At 60.2% G+C, this 16,551-nt stretch carries 13 protein-coding genes; 8 read left to right on the top strand and 5 right to left on the bottom strand.

Annotation, left to right across the window (positions count from 1 at the left end):
- Nucleotides 1–137: 137 nt before the first annotated feature.
- Complete coding sequence (locus BSU04_RS09390) at nucleotides 138–536, bottom strand: hypothetical protein (RefSeq protein ID WP_089160371.1); 399 nt, start codon at nucleotides 534–536, stop codon at nucleotides 138–140.
- A gap of 222 nt (nucleotides 537–758) precedes the next feature.
- On the opposite strand from BSU04_RS09390, the gene BSU04_RS09385 reads away from it, so the two are divergent.
- Nucleotides 759–2,291, top strand: coding sequence for an AMP nucleosidase (locus tag BSU04_RS09385; protein WP_089160370.1), 1,533 nt, complete (start codon nucleotides 759–761; stop codon nucleotides 2,289–2,291).
- Nucleotides 2,292–2,381: 90 nt separating this feature from the next.
- Here BSU04_RS09385 and BSU04_RS09380 read toward each other — a convergent pair whose 3' ends face one another.
- Nucleotides 2,382–3,131 (bottom strand): TIGR00730 family Rossman fold protein, encoded by a 750-nt coding sequence (locus BSU04_RS09380; RefSeq protein WP_089160369.1) that lies wholly within the window; start codon nucleotides 3,129–3,131, stop codon nucleotides 2,382–2,384.
- Nucleotide 3,132: 1 nt separating this feature from the next.
- Here BSU04_RS09380 and polA point away from each other — a divergent pair, with 1 nt between their 5' ends.
- From polA to BSU04_RS09365, 3 genes are all read left to right on the top strand, one after another.
- On the top strand, nucleotides 3,133–5,871 hold the full coding sequence (gene polA, locus BSU04_RS09375) for a DNA polymerase I (protein WP_089160368.1): 2,739 nt from the start codon (nucleotides 3,133–3,135) through the stop codon (nucleotides 5,869–5,871).
- A gap of 76 nt (nucleotides 5,872–5,947) precedes the next feature.
- Nucleotides 5,948–7,303 (top strand): NAD(P)/FAD-dependent oxidoreductase, encoded by a 1,356-nt coding sequence (locus BSU04_RS09370; RefSeq protein WP_089160367.1) that lies wholly within the window; start codon nucleotides 5,948–5,950, stop codon nucleotides 7,301–7,303.
- Between the two features lie 216 nt (nucleotides 7,304–7,519).
- On the top strand, nucleotides 7,520–8,395 hold the full coding sequence (locus BSU04_RS09365) for a dienelactone hydrolase family protein (RefSeq protein WP_089160366.1): 876 nt from the start codon (nucleotides 7,520–7,522) through the stop codon (nucleotides 8,393–8,395).
- Between the two features lie 248 nt (nucleotides 8,396–8,643).
- Here the strand turns inward: BSU04_RS09365 and BSU04_RS09360 are convergent, their stop codons facing one another.
- Entirely contained in the window at nucleotides 8,644–9,516 is an 873-nt protein-coding gene (locus BSU04_RS09360; protein ID WP_089160365.1) for a sulfurtransferase, read from the bottom strand.
- A gap of 124 nt (nucleotides 9,517–9,640) precedes the next feature.
- Nucleotides 9,641–10,747, bottom strand: coding sequence for an aromatic ring-hydroxylating oxygenase subunit alpha (locus BSU04_RS09355; protein ID WP_089160364.1), 1,107 nt, complete (start codon nucleotides 10,745–10,747; stop codon nucleotides 9,641–9,643).
- Between the two features lie 297 nt (nucleotides 10,748–11,044).
- Between BSU04_RS09355 and BSU04_RS09350 the strand changes: the two genes are divergently transcribed.
- From BSU04_RS09350 to folE2, 4 genes are all read left to right on the top strand, one after another.
- A complete protein-coding gene (locus tag BSU04_RS09350) occupies nucleotides 11,045–11,356 on the top strand; it encodes an exodeoxyribonuclease VII small subunit (RefSeq protein WP_062086216.1) in 312 nt (103 codons plus the stop codon).
- Nucleotides 11,353–12,237 carry a polyprenyl synthetase family protein gene (locus BSU04_RS09345; protein WP_089160363.1) on the top strand — a complete coding sequence of 295 codons (885 nt, stop codon included), beginning with the start codon at nucleotides 11,353–11,355 and terminating at the stop codon, nucleotides 12,235–12,237. Before BSU04_RS09350 ends, BSU04_RS09345 begins: the two co-directional genes overlap by 4 nt.
- Nucleotides 12,238–12,372: 135 nt before the next feature.
- Nucleotides 12,373–14,301 carry a 1-deoxy-D-xylulose-5-phosphate synthase gene (gene dxs, locus BSU04_RS09340; RefSeq protein WP_089160362.1) on the top strand — a complete coding sequence of 643 codons (1,929 nt, stop codon included), beginning with the start codon at nucleotides 12,373–12,375 and terminating at the stop codon, nucleotides 14,299–14,301.
- A 104-nt stretch (nucleotides 14,302–14,405) separates the two neighbouring features.
- On the top strand, nucleotides 14,406–15,224 hold the full coding sequence (folE2, locus tag BSU04_RS09335) for a GTP cyclohydrolase FolE2 (RefSeq protein WP_089160361.1): 819 nt from the start codon (nucleotides 14,406–14,408) through the stop codon (nucleotides 15,222–15,224).
- A 920-nt stretch (nucleotides 15,225–16,144) separates the two neighbouring features.
- Here the strand turns inward: folE2 and BSU04_RS09330 are convergent.
- The coding region (locus tag BSU04_RS09330) for an IS4 family transposase (protein ID WP_306427178.1) at nucleotides 16,145–16,551 on the bottom strand (407 nt) is incomplete at its 5' end.

The following is a 16,551-nucleotide window of genomic DNA, read 5'->3' as shown; positions in this document are numbered from 1 at the left end:
TGAACATGCAGGATGACCGACGGGCGCGTCAGTCACGCGTTGCGTTGCCGGGAAACGGCGGCGCGGCGCAGGGCTCAGCGGATGAAACCGGCAGAGGTGAAGGCTTGGCGAGTGTTCAACAAGCCTTCGATAAACGCTCAGTACGTCAGGTTCCACGAAGGCAGGCGCGTGCTGGGCTTGCCGTTATCGCGCACGGATGGCGACGTATCGGCGGGCGCGCTCATCTGATAACGCGTGCCAAAGTTCGAGCGCACGTCGATTTCAACCGGTTTTCCTTTGTCGCGGTATTCGGTGATTTCGGTGCCGTTCGTGCTTGTTTCGTGGTAACTCGGCAGGCGCGGCGGCGAAATTTCGACCTTCGACGTGACTTGCGCGGCGGGCCGGTTGATGGCCTTCAAGTCCGGCAGCCCGGCATTCTCTTCAGGCGACATGACGTGCGCCGGAGGAGCATCCGTCGCGGGGGCCGATTGCGCATAGGCGCCCATGCTGGCCGCGGCGAGAATGGCAGCGATGGCGACAGATTGAAGCGGCTTCATGATGTTTCTCCAGATGAGTGCCCGGATTTTAGCAAAACGCACTCGCTAAAGGGACACTAAAGGGACGTCGAGCCCCTCCCAAAAGCCTCATTTTGCGCTGGTTTCAATGAAAGCGTGCTGGCGCGATGGAACGTGTTGAAGAAACGCATCGCCGGGAGGGCTGTTCATGGGCGCGTGGTTCTTCCGTGTTAATGTCGATTCATCACAAGAGCGCAGAAGATCATGACAAACGACCGGACTCAAGCAAGCCATTCCACGCCTGCCAACAACTTTCCGACGGAGTCTTTCGATGACCCCGTGGCCGCCGTTGCGCGGGTATCGGCAATCTACGAAGCAAACGCCTCCTTCCTTCGGGACGCCTTCGCGCGTTATAGAAAGAACGAACCTTTTTCACATCGCGTGCGGGCGTGTTATCCGTTCGTGCGTGTGCGTACCGAGTTGAATACGCAAATCGATTCACGCCGTTCATATGGTTTTGTCGCTGGCCCCGGGATTTTTGAAACCACGCTGACACGGCCGGATTTATTCGGCCATTATTATCGCGAGCAATTGCGGCTTCTCACCAAGAATCATCATATCGGGATTGAGGTGGGCGTATCGGCGCAACCGGTGCCCATTCACTTCGCGTTTGCGGAAGGCATTCACCTGGAAGGCGACATGGATCGCGACCGGCTGCTCGCCATGCGCAATATCTTCGATATGCCCGATCTCGCGCTGCTCGACGACCGCATTGTGAACGGCACGTATGAACCGGGTCCGGGCGAACCGCATCCGCTCGCATTGTTCACGGCGGCGCGCGTGGACTTCTCTTTGCATCGGCTGAAGCATTACACCGCGACTTCGCCTACGCATTTCCAGAACTACGTGCTTTATACGAACTACCAGTTTTATATCGATGAGTTCGTGAAGCTCGGACGCAGGATCATGTCGAGTGCGGATGACGAAGAGACGCGGGCTTATAGAAGGGAATACACGTCCTTCGTCGAGCCCGGCGACGTGATTACGGGCAACGAGAACCTGGGCGATTCGCAAGAGGAGCAGCAGGGCGTTGCCCCTCCTCGCTTGCCGCAAATGCCCGCCTATCATCTGAAACGCGCCGATGGCAGCGGCATCACCATGGTCAATATTGGCGTGGGGCCGTCGAATGCGAAGACGATCACGGACCATATAGCAGTACTTCGGCCGCATGCGTGGATCATGCTCGGGCATTGCGCGGGATTGAGGAATACGCAGCGTCTGGGCGACTATGTATTGGCGCACGGTTATGTGCGCGAGGACCATGTGCTCGACGCCGATTTGCCGCTCTGGATTCCGATTCCCGCCTTGGCTGAAGTCCAGGTCGCGCTGGAGAAAGCGGTCGCGCAAGTGACCAAGCTCGAAGGCGTGGATCTCAAGCACGTCATGCGCACGGGAACCGTGGCGAGCGTGGATAACCGTAACTGGGAGTTACGCGATCACCGTGAGCCGGTACAGCGTTTGTCGCAAAGCCGCGCCATTGCGCTCGATATGGAAAGTGCAACCATTGCTGCCAATGGATTCCGTTTTCGCGTGCCTTACGGAACCTTGCTTTGCGTCTCCGATAAACCTTTGCATGGCGAATTGAAATTGCCGGGCATGGCAGACCAGTTTTATCGCGCGCAGGTTGATCAGCATTTACAGATCGGCGTCAAGGCGATGGAGTTGTTGCGAATGAACGGGCTATCGAAATTGCATAGCCGGAAGTTGCGTGGATTTGCTGAAGTTGCATTCCAATAGGGCAGTCCGACAACGCAAAAAGCGGCTCCGAAAGGAGCCGCTCATCGAGCGCTCAGATTATGGAACGTTATCGAATCCGCTATCAAACCATCAAAGATAGAACATCCGGTCTTCGTCCGACTTGCCTTCGGCCGGTTGTTCTTCGGCTGTTTCGCGGTCTTCGTAGAACTGCAGCACCGCTTCCAGCACCTGATCCGGGTCGTCGATCACCTGCATCAGGTCGAGATCCTTCGCGCTGATCACGCCGGTCGGGATCAACGTGTTGCGGAACCACGAGAGCAAGCCTTCCCAGAACTCGGCGCCAACCAGCACGATGGGTACGTGCCGCGACTTCTTGGTCTGGATCAGCGTCAGCACTTCGGCCATTTCATCGAGCGTACCAAAGCCGCCCGGCATGACCACCACGGCGTCCGAATTCTTCACGAACGTCACCTTGCGCGTGAAAAAGTGCCGGAAGCGCAGCGAGATGTCCTGCCACTGGTTGCCCGACTGCTCATGCGGCAACTCGATGTTCAGCCCCACCGACGGCGACTTTCCCGCATGGGCGCCCTTGTTGGCCGCCTCCATGATGCCGGGACCGCCGCCGGAGATGACGGCGAAGCCGGCGTCAGAGAATTTCTGCGCGATTTCCATGGTGAGCTTGTAGTACGGCGACTCGGGTTTCAGGCGCGCCGAACCATAGATGCTGATGGCAGGGCGGATCTCCGACAGGTACTCGGTCGCCTCGATAAACTCTGCCATAATCGTGAACATCTGCCACGATGCGCGGGCCTTCTTGGCTGTCGCGCGCTCTTGATCTGCGAGCGATCGCAGACTCGGAATCACTTTTCTTTTGTTCATAATGCCTGAAGAACTTAATCTTGAAGGTAAGACCCTGCTATTGGTCGACGGATCCAGCTATCTCTATCGGGCCTACCACGCCATGCCGGATTTACGCGGCCCTGACGGCGGTCCAACCGGCGCGCTGTACGGAATGATCAACATGCTGCGGCGGTTGCGAAAGGACATCAACGCAGAGTATAGCGCGTGCGTATTCGACGCCAAAGGCAAGACATTTCGTGACGACTGGTATCCGGATTACAAGGCAAACCGGGCGTCGATGCCCGAGGACCTCTCGAAACAGATAGAGCCCATCCACGTGATCGTGCGAGCGCTCGGCTGGCCGCTTGTGATGATCGAAGGCGTGGAGGCCGACGACGTCATTGGCACGCTTGCGGTTGCCGCCGAAAAGCGCGGCATGAAAGTGGTCGTGTCGACCGGGGACAAGGATCTGGCGCAGCTTGTGACGGATCATGTCACCCTCATCAATACGATGTCCAACGAGACGCTCGATCGCGCCGGGGTGCTGAATAAGTTCGGCGTGCCGCCGGAGCGGATCGTCGACTATCTCTCGCTCATCGGCGATACGGTCGATAACGTACCAGGTGTCGAAAAGTGCGGACCGAAGACAGCGTTGAAATGGCTCGCGCAATACGAAACCCTCGATGGCATCGTGGCACATGCGGACGAAATCAAAGGTGCGGTGGGAGACAATCTGCGCAAGGCTCTCACCTTCCTTCCGATGGCGAAACAGCTCGTTACCGTACAGACGGAGTGCGACCTGACGGAGCAGATCGTGTCGATCGAGGAAACGCTTCCGGCGCGGCCCGAGGCTCGCGACGAATTGCGCGACCTGTTCACGCGCCACGGTTTCAAGACCTGGCTGCGGGAAGTGGAGATTGCGGACGCGGTCGAAGGTCCCGTCGACACGCCGCCCGCGCCGGCCACCGAAATGGAACGGCATTACGACACGGTGCAGACGTGGGAGCAATTCGACGAATGGCTCGCGCGCATCAACGCCGCCGAGCTGACTTCCTTCGATACCGAAACGACTGCGCTCGACCCAATGCTCGCGCAACTGGTCGGGTTATCGGTGTCGGTCGAGCCGGGGCATGCGGCTTATATTCCGGTCGCGCATCGCGGACCGGATGCGCCACTGCAATTGCCGCGCGACGCAGTCCTGCAAAAGCTTAAATCGTGGCTGGAAGATCCGTCGAAGAAGAAGGTCGGCCAGCATCTGAAATACGACGAGCAAGTGCTGGCGAACTACGGCATCGAATTGAATGGTGTCGAACACGACACGTTGTTGCAATCGTATGTTTTAGAATCGCACCGGCCGCACGACATGGACAATCTCGCGCTTCGGCATCTGGGCGCGAAGACCATCAAGTACGAAGAGGTGGCGGGTAAAGGTGCGTCGCAGATTGGCTTTGACGAAGTGGCGCTGGACCAGGCGGCGCCCTACGCAGCGGAGGATGCGGACATTACGCTGCGGCTGCATCAAGCGCTTTATCCGCAGCTCGCCGATGAAGCGCAATTGCTGAAGGTGTACCGCGACATAGAGATGCCGACGTCGCGCGTACTGCGCAAGATGGAGCGCAACGGCGTATTGATCGACGGCGAACTGCTGCGGGTGCAAAGCGGTCAGATCGCTGCGCGCCTGATTCAGTTGGAAGCCGAGGCGTACATGCTCGCGGGCGGCGAATTCAACCTGGGTTCGCCGAAGCAGATCGGCCAGATTTTCTTCGAGAAACTGCAATTGCCGGTGGTCAAGAAGACGCCGAGCGGCGCGCCTTCCACCGACGAAGAAGTGCTGCAGAAGCTCGCCGAAGACTATCCGTTGCCGAAGATCCTGCTGGAACATCGCGGTTTGTCGAAGCTGAAGTCTACCTACACCGACAAGCTGCCGCGCATGGTCAACGCCAAGACCGGCCGCGTGCATACGAACTATGCGCAGGCCGTGGCGGTGACGGGGCGGCTCTCGTCGAATGAACCGAACTTGCAGAACATCCCGGTGCGGACCACTGAAGGCCGGCGGATTCGCGAGGCGTTCATTGCGCCGCCGGGAGCCAAGATCGTGTCGGCGGATTATTCGCAGATCGAGTTGCGGATCATGGCGCATATCTCCGGCGATCCGTCGCTCATGCGCTCGTTCGCTGAAGGCGAAGACGTGCATCGGGCGACCGCCTCGGAGATTTTCGGCATCACGCCTATCGAGGTGTCAAACGATCAGCGGCGCATCGCAAAAGTGATCAATTTCGGCTTGATCTATGGCATGAGCGCGTTTGGACTGGCATCGAATATCGGCATTTCGCGCGATGCGGCGAAGCTTTATATCGACCGGTATTTCCAGCGTTATCCGGGTGTCGCGAACTACATGGAAGAAACGCGCACGAAGGCGAAGCGCGATGGTTTTGTCGAGACCGTGTTCGGACGGCGCCTCTGGCTCCCGGAGATCAACGGCGGCAGCGGACCGCGCCGGCAAGGCGCCGAGCGCGCTGCGATCAACGCGCCCATGCAAGGCACGGCAGCCGACCTCATCAAGCTTTCCATGATCGCCGTGCAGGACTGGCTGGAAGTATCGAAGAGTCAGAGCAAGATGATCATGCAGGTCCACGATGAACTCGTGCTCGAAGTGCCCGAAGCCGAGTTGTCCGAAGTCCGCAAGCGCCTGCCGGAGTTGATGTGCGGCGTTGCCAAACTGAAGGTGCCGCTGGTGGCGGAAGTTGGCGTGGGCAATAACTGGGAAGAGGCGCACTGAGGGCGCACTGAGGGCGCATTGAACATGCCGGGTGGCCCTTGCAGCTAGTTTTGAATGATGTCATAGGGGAGTTTGAATGCACCGTTTCATCATCGTCGGCGGAGGAGCGGGCGGGCTTGAACTGGCCACGCGTCTTGGCGACAAGTTCGGCAGCGCAGACGGCAAACGTGCGGCGCGTGCGCGCGTTACGCTCATTGACCGGAATTCCACGCACATCTGGAAGCCGCTGCTGCATGAAGTCGCGGCCGGGAGCCTGGACCCGTTTTCGCAGGAATTGCCGTATGCGGCGCAGGCGCGCTGGCACGGTTTCGAGTATCAGCAGGGCGATTTGCTCGGCATCGACCGGACGGCAAGACGGGTGACGCTAGGTCCTCTTCTGGACGATGAAGCCGGCGAACTGGTGCCGCAGCGCGATCTGGAATACGACACGCTGATCGTGGCAATTGGCAGTACGACAGCCTTTTTCGGCGTGCAGGGGGCGCAAGAAAATTCGCTCGCGCTCGATACCGTCGATCAAGCCGAACTGTTCCGCAAACGGCTGATTGCGGCGTGTATTCGCGCGGATTACCGGGCGCCGGAGCCGAGTACGGCGAGCACCGATGCCGGAGTGAAACAGCCGCGGATTCAGGTCGCGATCGTGGGTGGCGGGGCGACCGGCGTGGAGTTATCGGCGGAATTACGCAATACGGCGCAAGTGCTGCACGCGTATGGGTTACACAAGCTCGATCCGAAACACGATGTCGGCATTGTGCTGATCGAAGCCGGACCGCGCATTCTGCCCGCGTTGCCCGAGCGCGTGTCCACCGCGACCGCCGAGTTGCTGCAGAAGCTCGGCGTCCAGTTGATGACCAGCGAGACCGTGGCCGAAGTGTCGCGCGACTCGATCCGCACGGCGAGCGGCAAGACCATTGCCGCCGATCTGACGGTGTGGGCGGCCGGCATCCGCGCGCCCGGCGTGCTGTCGACACTCGACGGGCTCACCACCAACCGGCTCGGTCAACTAATTGTGCGCGGCACGCTGCAAACCGAAATCGACGACAACATCTTCGCTCTCGGCGATTGCGCTGCATGCGCGTGGCCGGGCGGCGAAAAAGAAGGGCGCAACGTGCCGCCGCGTGCGCAGGCTGCGCATCAGCAGGCGAGTTTCCTGCTGAAGTCGCTTGAGCGCCGGTTGGAGGACAAGCCGTTGCCCGACTATACCTATCGCGACTTTGGATCGCTGGTGTCGCTCGGGCACTTCAGCGCGGTCGGGAGTCTGATGGGCGGGTTGATCGGCGGCAACATGCTGATTGAAGGGCTGTTCGCGCGCTTCATGTATCAGTCGCTGTACCGCATGCATATTGCGGCGCTGCATGGCTGGGCGCGCATGGCGCTGGATACGGTCGCCCACTGGTTGCGGCGCTCCACCGCGCCACGCGTCAAGCTCCACTAAAGCTGTTTAGAATGGGCAGCCGGCTTTGGAGCGCGGCCCGCGCTTCACAGTGGTTATCGTGTATTTATCGCGTGGTTATCGTGTAGTTATCGTGTAGTTCTTGCCGTGCTTTCGGCTGGTTTTGCGGGTCGGTAGCGCGGCTTACCCATTCTGGACGCCGGCTCGCTAGCACTGCGTGCCAGTGGTCCTTCGCGGCCCATGCCGCTGGAGCTTTGCATGCTTACGCCTGATATCGACAGCCTCGTTCCGCATGTCCCGTTCAACCGGCGCACGTTTATCAAGGCTGCGCTCGGCAGCGGTTTTGCCGCCTGCGTGATGCCAGTGTCCGCACAAACCATCATCACCGATAGCGACGGTCTGGAAGCCGGTCCGGTCGGCTTCAAGGCCGCCGACGGCACGCTTGTGCCCGCGTATCGGGCGCAGCCCAAAGGCAAGACGCATTTGCCGGTGATCATCGTGATTCACGAGATTTTTGGCGTGCACGAGCATATTGCCGATGTCTGCCGCCGCTTCGCCAAACTTGGCTATCTAGCTGTCGCGCCCGATCTTTATGTACGCGAAGGTGACGCGTCGAAATTCACGTCGATGCAGCAGTTGAACGAACAACTCGTCTCAAAGGTGCCGGACGACCAGGTGCTCTCCGATATCGACTCGACCGTCGCCTGGGCGGGTGAACACGGCGGCGATTTGAATCGACTGGGCATTACGGGGTTTTGTTGGGGCGGCCGGATCACGTGGCTTTACACCGAGCGCAATCCCCACCTCAAAGCGGCGGTGGTGTGGTACGGGCGAGTGGTGGGGCCCAAGACGCCGAACAATCCGGCGAATCCGCTCGATCTCGCATCAAACTTGAAGGCACCGGTGCTTGGCCTGTTCGGTAAGCTGGATCAAAGCATTCCGCAGGACTCGCTCGAGCAGATGAAGCAGGCGATTGCGTCGGGTCCGGCGGTCGCGCGAGGCTCGCAAATCGTCGTCTACGACGACGCGCCGCATGCGTTTTTTGCGGATTACCGGCCGAGTTACCGGAAAGCCGATGCGGAAGACGGCTGGAAGCGCACGTTGGCTTGGTTCAGGGAGCACGGGGTGAAGTGACGGGCAAAGGGCGGCGATGCTGTCTGTTCCAAACGCCTACAAGGAACATGGCCGCGCCGCCGTTTTGCCCTAGCGGCGCATGGCTCTTGCCGTGGGCGGCGAGTGGGCGGCGAGTGGGCCGCCAATCTATTCGGTTACGGCTTCCACCACTCCCGGCAGAGCAAAAATCTCAAGTCCTTGCAATGAGCGCAGAGGGCGCTTCCCGCCCATACCGCTGCGCTCTATTTCATCCCGGCACGGCAAAAACCTCAGGCAGCCGCGCCTGTTGCCACCGGCCGCGATGCGTCCGAGCACCATTCACTCCACGATCCCCCATAAAGCGCGGCACCATGCAGGCCGGCGATTTCCATCGCCAATGCGTTATGGCAGGCCGTCACGCCCGAGCCGCATTGCAGCACCACCCGATCCGGCGACGCTGCCCCAAGCAGTCCGCTAAATGTCTCGCGCAGTTCGTGCGCGGTCTTGAAGCGGCCATCGGTGGTCAGGTTGTCCTTGAAAAAGCGATTCAGCGCGCCCGGAATATGGCCGCCGACCGGATCGAGCGTCTCGTTCTCTCCGCGATACCGGTCCGCGGAACGGGCATCGATTAAGACATGGTCATGCGTGGTCAGATTGCGTACGACGGCGTCGACGTCAAACGTGACGGCCAGCGGCGCGCCGGCCTTGAACGTGCCTTCGGATTCGGGCGGTGTAGTCGTATCGAGAGGCTGACCGGCCGCTTGCCAAGCGTTGAGGCCACCGTCGAGCAGCGCGACGGAATCGTGGCCGAGCCAGCGCAATAGCCACCACAGACGTGCCGCGTACATGCCGCCCTGGGCGTCGTAGATGACAACTTGTTGGCCTTCCTTCAGGCCGATGCGATTGAGCGTGGCAACCAGCGCCGCCCGTTCCGGCAATGGATGGCGGCCGTTCTTACCCGTCTTTGCGCCCGACAAATCGCGCTCGAGATGCAGATAATGTGCGCCCGGAATATGTCCTGCCGCATACGCGGCTTGCCCGGCTTCGGGCGAGGAGGCCAGGTCGAAGCGGCAATCGACGATCAGTACGCTGCCGGGCGCGGCGGCGAGGCGTTCGACAAGATTGGTCGCGGAGATAAGCGTGGTGTAGTGCGTGTGCGGCATGACAGCTCCCGGGGCGAACGCGCGGCTTGGTGGGCCGTGGGACGGCGCGTTGCAGTAGTTAAGCTTCAAGTCTAAACAAAAAAGACGGACCCAAGCCCGTCTTTCTTATTCAACCGTATCCCTGTCAAATCTCGCCCAACTGCCGCCGCAAGAACTCGTGGAAGTGCTGCATCCCTGACTCCATCGGGCTCTGATACGGCCCGACTTGCGACTCGCCGCGATTCATCAGCGCGCGCCTTCCGGCGTCCATGCGCTCGGCGATCTCGTCGTCCTCGCGCGCCGTTTCCATATACGCCGCCCGTTCCGCCTCGATGAATTCACGCTCGAACAGCGCAATTTCCTCCGGGTAATAGAACTCGACGATATTCGTCGTCTTCTGCGGACCCTGCGGAATCAGCCACGAGACCACGAGCACATGCGGATACCACTCGATCATGATGCCGGGGTAATACACCATCCAGATCGCGCCGAACTCGGGCGGTTTGCCGCCACGGAAGCGCAGCACTTCGTCGTGCCACTTGCGGTACGTCGGGCTACCCGGCTTTTCCAGATTCTTGTGGACGCCAACCGTCTGAACGCTATACCAGTCGCCGAATTCCCACGTCAGGTCGTCGCAGGAAACAAAGCTCCCCAGACCCGGGTGAAACGGCGCGACGTGATAATCCTCGAGGTACACCTCGATAAAGCTCTTCCAGTTGTAATTGCACTCATGCACTTCGACGTGATCGAACATGAAGCCAGAAAAGTCGAAATGTTTCGCCGGGCCAAGCTTCGCCAGATCGGCGGCAACGTCGCGGCCGCTGGACTCGAACAGCAGCCCCTGCCAGTTCTGCAACGCAGACTTGCCGAGGTTGAGGCACGGGTTGTCGGCGAAATGCGGCGCGCCGAGCAACTGGCCGTCGAGGTCGTAGGTCCAGCGGTGCAGCGGACACACGATGTTCTCCGCCGTGCCGCGCCCGTTGAGCATGATGGCCTGGCGATGGCGGCATACGTTGGAGAGCAGCTCGATTTCGTCCTGTTTGTTACGGACGAGCAGACGCCCTTCGCCCTCGCCGGGCAAAGCAAAATAACTTCCCGTATCGGGCACCATGAGTTCATGGCCGATATAGCGGGGACCGCGTTTGAACAGCGTGTCGATTTCGCGCTTGAGAAGCGCTTCGTCAAAGTAAGCCGTGACTGGCAACTGACTGTGAATTGCGTTCAGTTGCAATGCATTACTCAGATTGGACATTCCCACTCCCGTGAAGACGTGAAAGCAGTGAACAACCCAACCATCGAAAATTCGATTTAGGGAGCCCGCGATTATACCGAAAACCCTCTCAATGGGGCACTCAAGGCCTTGATTTGGGTCAATTGCTGCTGAGGAGTTCCACACGTCGACGCCCTTTCTCCACTTTTTCAGAGATAGGCAGTAATGGCCTGAGACAGGCCACAGGCATGGATGAGAGCACGCTCAAGGTCAGAAAAGCAGCTTTTGCCGTAGAATGTCCGACTTGTTTCCCAAAATCCGACAATACACCCACGATTCATGGCGAAGACCGCAACGCAGGAAGGCTCGGCTAGCGCGGAAAACGCGCCGCTCCCGGAGAATTACGAAACGGCGCTGGCCGAACTGGAGGGGCTCGTGGCGCGCATGGAGGGCGGCGCGCTGAGTCTTGAAGAGTCGCTAGCGGCTTATCGGCGCGGCGCCGCGCTGGTCGGCTTTTGCCAGCAACAACTAGAGAAGGTCGAGCAGCAAGTTCGCGTGCTCGACGGCGACACACTAAAACCGCTGCCCGCCGAGGTCCAGCGCGCCACCCAGGGCGCCGGCACAACGGCAGATAACGGGGACGACTTATGACTTTCGATCAATGGATGCGCGCGAGCCTTGACCGCGTGGAAACGGCGCTGGAGCATTATTTGCCGGGAACGGACATCGCGCCCGCCAAACTGCATGAAGCCATGCGCTACGCGGTGCTCGGCGGCGGCAAGCGGGTTCGCCCGCTGTTGTGCAACGCAGCCGGTGAGCTGACCGGCGCTGGGTCGCAGCAACTGGAAGCGGCGAGCGCGGCGCTCGAGATGATTCATGTGTATTCGCTGGTGCATGACGACATGCCGGCCATGGACGACGACGCCTTGCGTCGCGGAAAACCAACGGTACATGTGCAATATGACGAAGCGACGGCATTATTGGTCGGCGACGCTTTGCAATCGCAAGCTTTCATTGCGCTGACGGCGGACAACGGCTTGAGCGCGCCGCAGCAGGCGTCGCTTACGCGCGAGCTGGCGCTGGCGAGCGGTTCGGTCGGCATGGCGGGCGGCCAGGCCATCGATCTGGAAAGCGTGGGCCGCAAGCTCTCGCGCCCGGAACTTGAAACCATGCATCGCAAGAAAACCGGCGCGTTGCTGCGCGCGGCCGTGCGAATGGGCGCACTCTGTGGTGAGGCGCCCGATGCAGCCGCCATGAATGCGCTGGACGCCTACGCAGCTGCGGTCGGACTTGCGTTCCAGGTGGTAGACGACATTCTCGACGTCACGGCCGACTCCGCCACGCTGGGCAAAACGGCGGGCAAGGACGCGAAGGATGACAAGCCGACCTACGTGTCGATCATCGGACTCGATGCATCGCGCGAACTGGCGGCGCAACTGGGCCGCGATGCGCATGCTGCGCTCGCGCCTTTCGGCCCGCGTGCCGGTCGGCTCGGGGAATTGGCTGACCTGGTTGTGAACCGGGTGCACTGAAACATACGATAAAACGCGGGACCGGCGGGCGTGCCTGATGCAACTTACGCACCTTACGCACCTTACGCATGCTGCTCCAAGCTGCACCGGGTAACAACCGAACGGCTTCCGCCAGTTTTCCTAAATGGGACGACGATGTACGACTTGCTGAAAACCATCGACGATCCGGCCGCCTTGCGCGCCCTGGACCGCCACGAACTAAAACCGCTGGCCGAAGAGCTGCGTGCCTACGTGCTCGACAGCGTGTCGCAGACGGGCGGGCATTTGTCGTCGAATCTGGGGACGGTCGAACTGACGATCGCGCTCCATTACGTCTTCGATACCCCGCATGATCGAATTGTCTGGGACGTCGGTCACCAGACTTATCCGCACAAGATCCTGACTGGCCGTCGCGATCAGATGAAGACGCTGCGCCAGGCCGGCGGCATTTCCGGCTTCCCGCGCCGTAGCGAATCGAAATACGACACCTTCGGCACCGCGCATTCCAGTACGTCGATTTCGGCGGCGCTCGGCATGGCGATCGCGAGCAAGCTGCAGGGCGACAACCGCTATTCGATCGCGGTGATCGGTGACGGCGCGATGACCGCCGGCATGGCATTCGAGGCCATGAACAATGCAGGCGTGGCCGACGACGTGCCGCTGCTCGTGATCCTGAACGACAACGACATGTCGATCTCGCCGCCGGTCGGCGCGTTGAATCGCCATCTCGCGCGCTTGATGTCGGGGCGTTTCTACGCGGCGGCGCGTGCCGGTGTGGAGCGCGTGCTGCGCGTGGCTCCTCCCATGCTGGACCTTGCTCGCAAGCTCGAGGAGCACGCGAAGGGCATGATTGTTCCGGCCACGTTGTTCGAGGAATTCGGCTTTAACTACATCGGTCCCATTGATGGCCATGATCTCGAATCGTTGATTCCGACGCTGCAAAACATCAAGGAATTGCGCGGTCCGCAGTTCCTGCACGTCGTGACGAAGAAGGGGCAGGGTTACAAGCTTGCCGAAGCTGATCCGGTTCTCTATCACGGTCCTGGCAAGTTCAATCCGGCGGAAGGCATCAAGCCGTCGACGGCACCGTCGAAGAAGACTTATACGCAAGTATTCGGCGAATGGCTGTGCGACGCCGCCGAGCAGGATTCGCGGGTCGTCGGCATTACGCCGGCCATGCGCGAAGGCTCGGGCATGGTGGAGTTCGAGAAGCGTTTCCCGGATCGTTATTTCGATGTGGGTATCGCTGAGCAACACGCCGTGACGTTCGCGGGCGGTCTCGCCGCCGACGGCATGCGCCCGGTGGTCGCAATCTATTCGACCTTCTTGCAGCGTGCCTACGATCAGTTGATCCATGACGTCGCGTTGCAGAACCTGCCGGTGGTATTCGCCATCGACCGCGCGGGTCTGGTGGGCGCGGACGGTGCGACGCACGCCGGCAATTACGATCTCGCGTTCCTGCGCTGCATCCCGAACATGACGGTGATGGCGGCGTCAGACGAAGACGAATGCCGTCAGATGCTTTACACGGCGTTGCAGCAGCCCAATCCGTCCGCTGTGCGTTATCCGCGTGGTGCGGGCACGGGCGTGAAGATCGTCAAGAAGATGACCGCTATTGCGCTCGGCAAGGGCGAAATCCGCCGTGAGTCCACGCAGAAAGTAGGTTCCGGCAGGCGTATCGCGATCCTTGCGTTCGGCACCATGGTGGCGCCTGCGCTGGCGGCGGCCGAGGAACTGGACGCCACCGTCGCGAACATGCGCTTCGTGAAGCCGATCGATGCCGAATTGCTGCGTGAACTCGCTGCCACCCACGACGCACTCGTGACCGTGGAAGAAGGCGCGATCATGGGCGGCGCAGGCTCGGCATGCGTGGAAAGCCTGTTGGCGAACGCGGTCATCAAGCCTGTGCTGCAACTGGGCTTGCCCGATCTTTTCATCGATCACGGCGATCCGGTCAAGCTGCTGGCATCGTGCGGGCTGGATGGCGCGGGTATCGCCAAATCGATTCGCGAGCGCTTTCTCAATACCGCGGTCGATACTGCTGTCGAAAGTGCTGCAGGCAAGCTGACGAAACGCGTCGCCTGATTGAGAACGTGTGGTGAAGACGGGCGTCGGGGACGCGCGTTTTGTTTCATCCGTGCGCGTCAAGGTTCGCGCGACGAGATTCACGCCACGGACAAGGAAAAAGAATGAATCAGATGAATCCCGCCTTTGCGATGCCCGATGTTCAGAGTTCGCTCGACGTCAGGCAGATCCCAATCCAGCGCGTGGGCGTAAAAGCAGTTCGATATCCGCTGACCATCCGGACCTCCAGCGGTGAATTGCAGCCGGGCGTTGGCATCTGGAATCTCGACGTTCATCTTCCCGCCGATCAAAAAGGCACGCACATGTCGCGCTTCGTCGCTTTGCTCGACGAACACCGTGCGCCGCTCGATCAGGCCGCATTCCGGACCATGCTTGCCGCGATGCTGGCGAAGCTTGAAGCGCATTCAGGGCGTATCGAGGTTTCGTTCCCGTATTTCGTCATGAAGACCGCGCCGGTGTCAGGCGTGCAAAGCCTGATGGATTACGAGGTTACGTTGACCGGCGAAGTGCGCGGTGGCGAGACGCGGATCTCGCTGAAAGTGCTCGTGCCGGTCACGAGCCTGTGCCCGTGTTCGAAGCAGATTTCGCAATACGGCGCGCATAACCAGCGCTCGCATGTGACTATCGCGGCGGAGTTCGAGGGTGATGTTGCGATCGAGGACTTGATCAGGATCGCGGAAGAAGAAGCGTCGTGCGAGTTGTGGGGTTTGTTGAAGCGGCCCGACGAGAAGTTCGTGACCGAGCGTGCTTACGAGAACCCGAAATTCGTTGAGGACCTGGTTCGCGATGTCGCTACGCGACTGAATGCTGACGAACGAATTGTGGCGTATGTGCTGGAAGCCGAGAACTTCGAGTCGATCCACAATCACAGCGCCTACGCCGTGATCGAGCATGACAAGCGGATTTCAGCTGCAACTGCCTGAGCGAGTCGGGCGATAGCCCTTGCAACTCATGCAGCTACTTAAGCCCATTTCGTTAGTGGGTAGCCCCGTTGCCTCTCGGCAACGAGGCCCCCGAAGAACCGTACGTGCGGGCTTTCCCCGCATACGGCTCGAGCACAGTGTTAAACGTCACATAGACGTCGGTCTTGCCCGACTTCGCAAGCCCTTCGCAAGTATCACATTGTCGATTCGCCTCATCGCTGAGACGAAGGGTGCTGAACCGTAGACATACCGGTCTCTCACAAGCTTCCCTTCGATGAATCTCGAAAGTGGACCTACGACAACTGCACCACGCGGAAGTCTGCACCCTTTCAGGTCGGGGCAAATCTTGAACCCCTATGCGGGCTATTACCGCTCGCCATTCGCTTTCTCCGCGTTCTCATATCCACTTGCCCAACAGCTTGCCTCGCGGCTTACCTGCCGTAGCCCAATATCTGGCGTAGGCGGACAATTGGACTTACCACGTTCCCGCTCCTGTCGCCCCGGATGCGACCTTCACTCCTATCGCACTGGGACTATCCGTTTAGCGCCCGTCTATTCCCCGGCAGCGTTAGGACGGCGTGTCCCCACTGTATAAAAGAACATCCAGCTGCATGCCTTTTTTGGCCCGGGCCTATCAGCCGCTTTGGCCCGTTGACACTTACGAGGTTTATCGACGATTCACATCTGTTGCGCATGCGGAACTTGCCTGGCCCCCACGCCGCATTGCGGCTCGCAGCGTCATCCGCACTGTCGCCAGTGGTGATGTCTTTCGAGGGTACGTTGTTCCCGGAGCTTCGCACCCGACCGTTACCAGTCGCGCACGTCCGGGTAGGCAACTGCTGGCCGTACAGCAGGTCACGGCACGGCGAGCCGCGCGTGACAAGACAGAAGCGGACTTTGCCATCCACTACCTTGCCGATTTACGTCCGGCGGACGGCGACACGTGTCGCACATACAGAAGTGTCATAGCCGTCGCGCAAGATCTGGATGGTGATCACAGCATCCATGACTCGCTGCATGCCAATCCACAGCGTCTTCGCTCCCGGTTCGCCGTCGCTCTTGCGCCCGAGAAATCCGCCTAGTGAGCCGACCATCCGTATCATCTGGTTGAGCGTCGGTGGTTTTTTCGGACGCGCCTTCTTACAGAGCACGTGGGCGCCGTGTATCTCGTCAGGCTCGAAGAACAGCGACGCGTCCAACTCCGGACAGGTTCTGCCCACACGCATGAGCCGCGCGATACGCCACGATACGACCATGTACAGCACGAGCGCCTTCTCCACCCGCTCCATCTGTGAGAGTTGCAGCGCCTCAACCCGGCAGGCGTTCT

Source organism: Caballeronia sordidicola (assembly GCF_002220365.1).
GTDB lineage: Bacteria > Pseudomonadota > Gammaproteobacteria > Burkholderiales > Burkholderiaceae > Caballeronia > Caballeronia sordidicola_C.
Note: the sequence above shows the minus strand (reverse complement) of the source record. Positions and strands in the feature narration are given on the sequence as shown.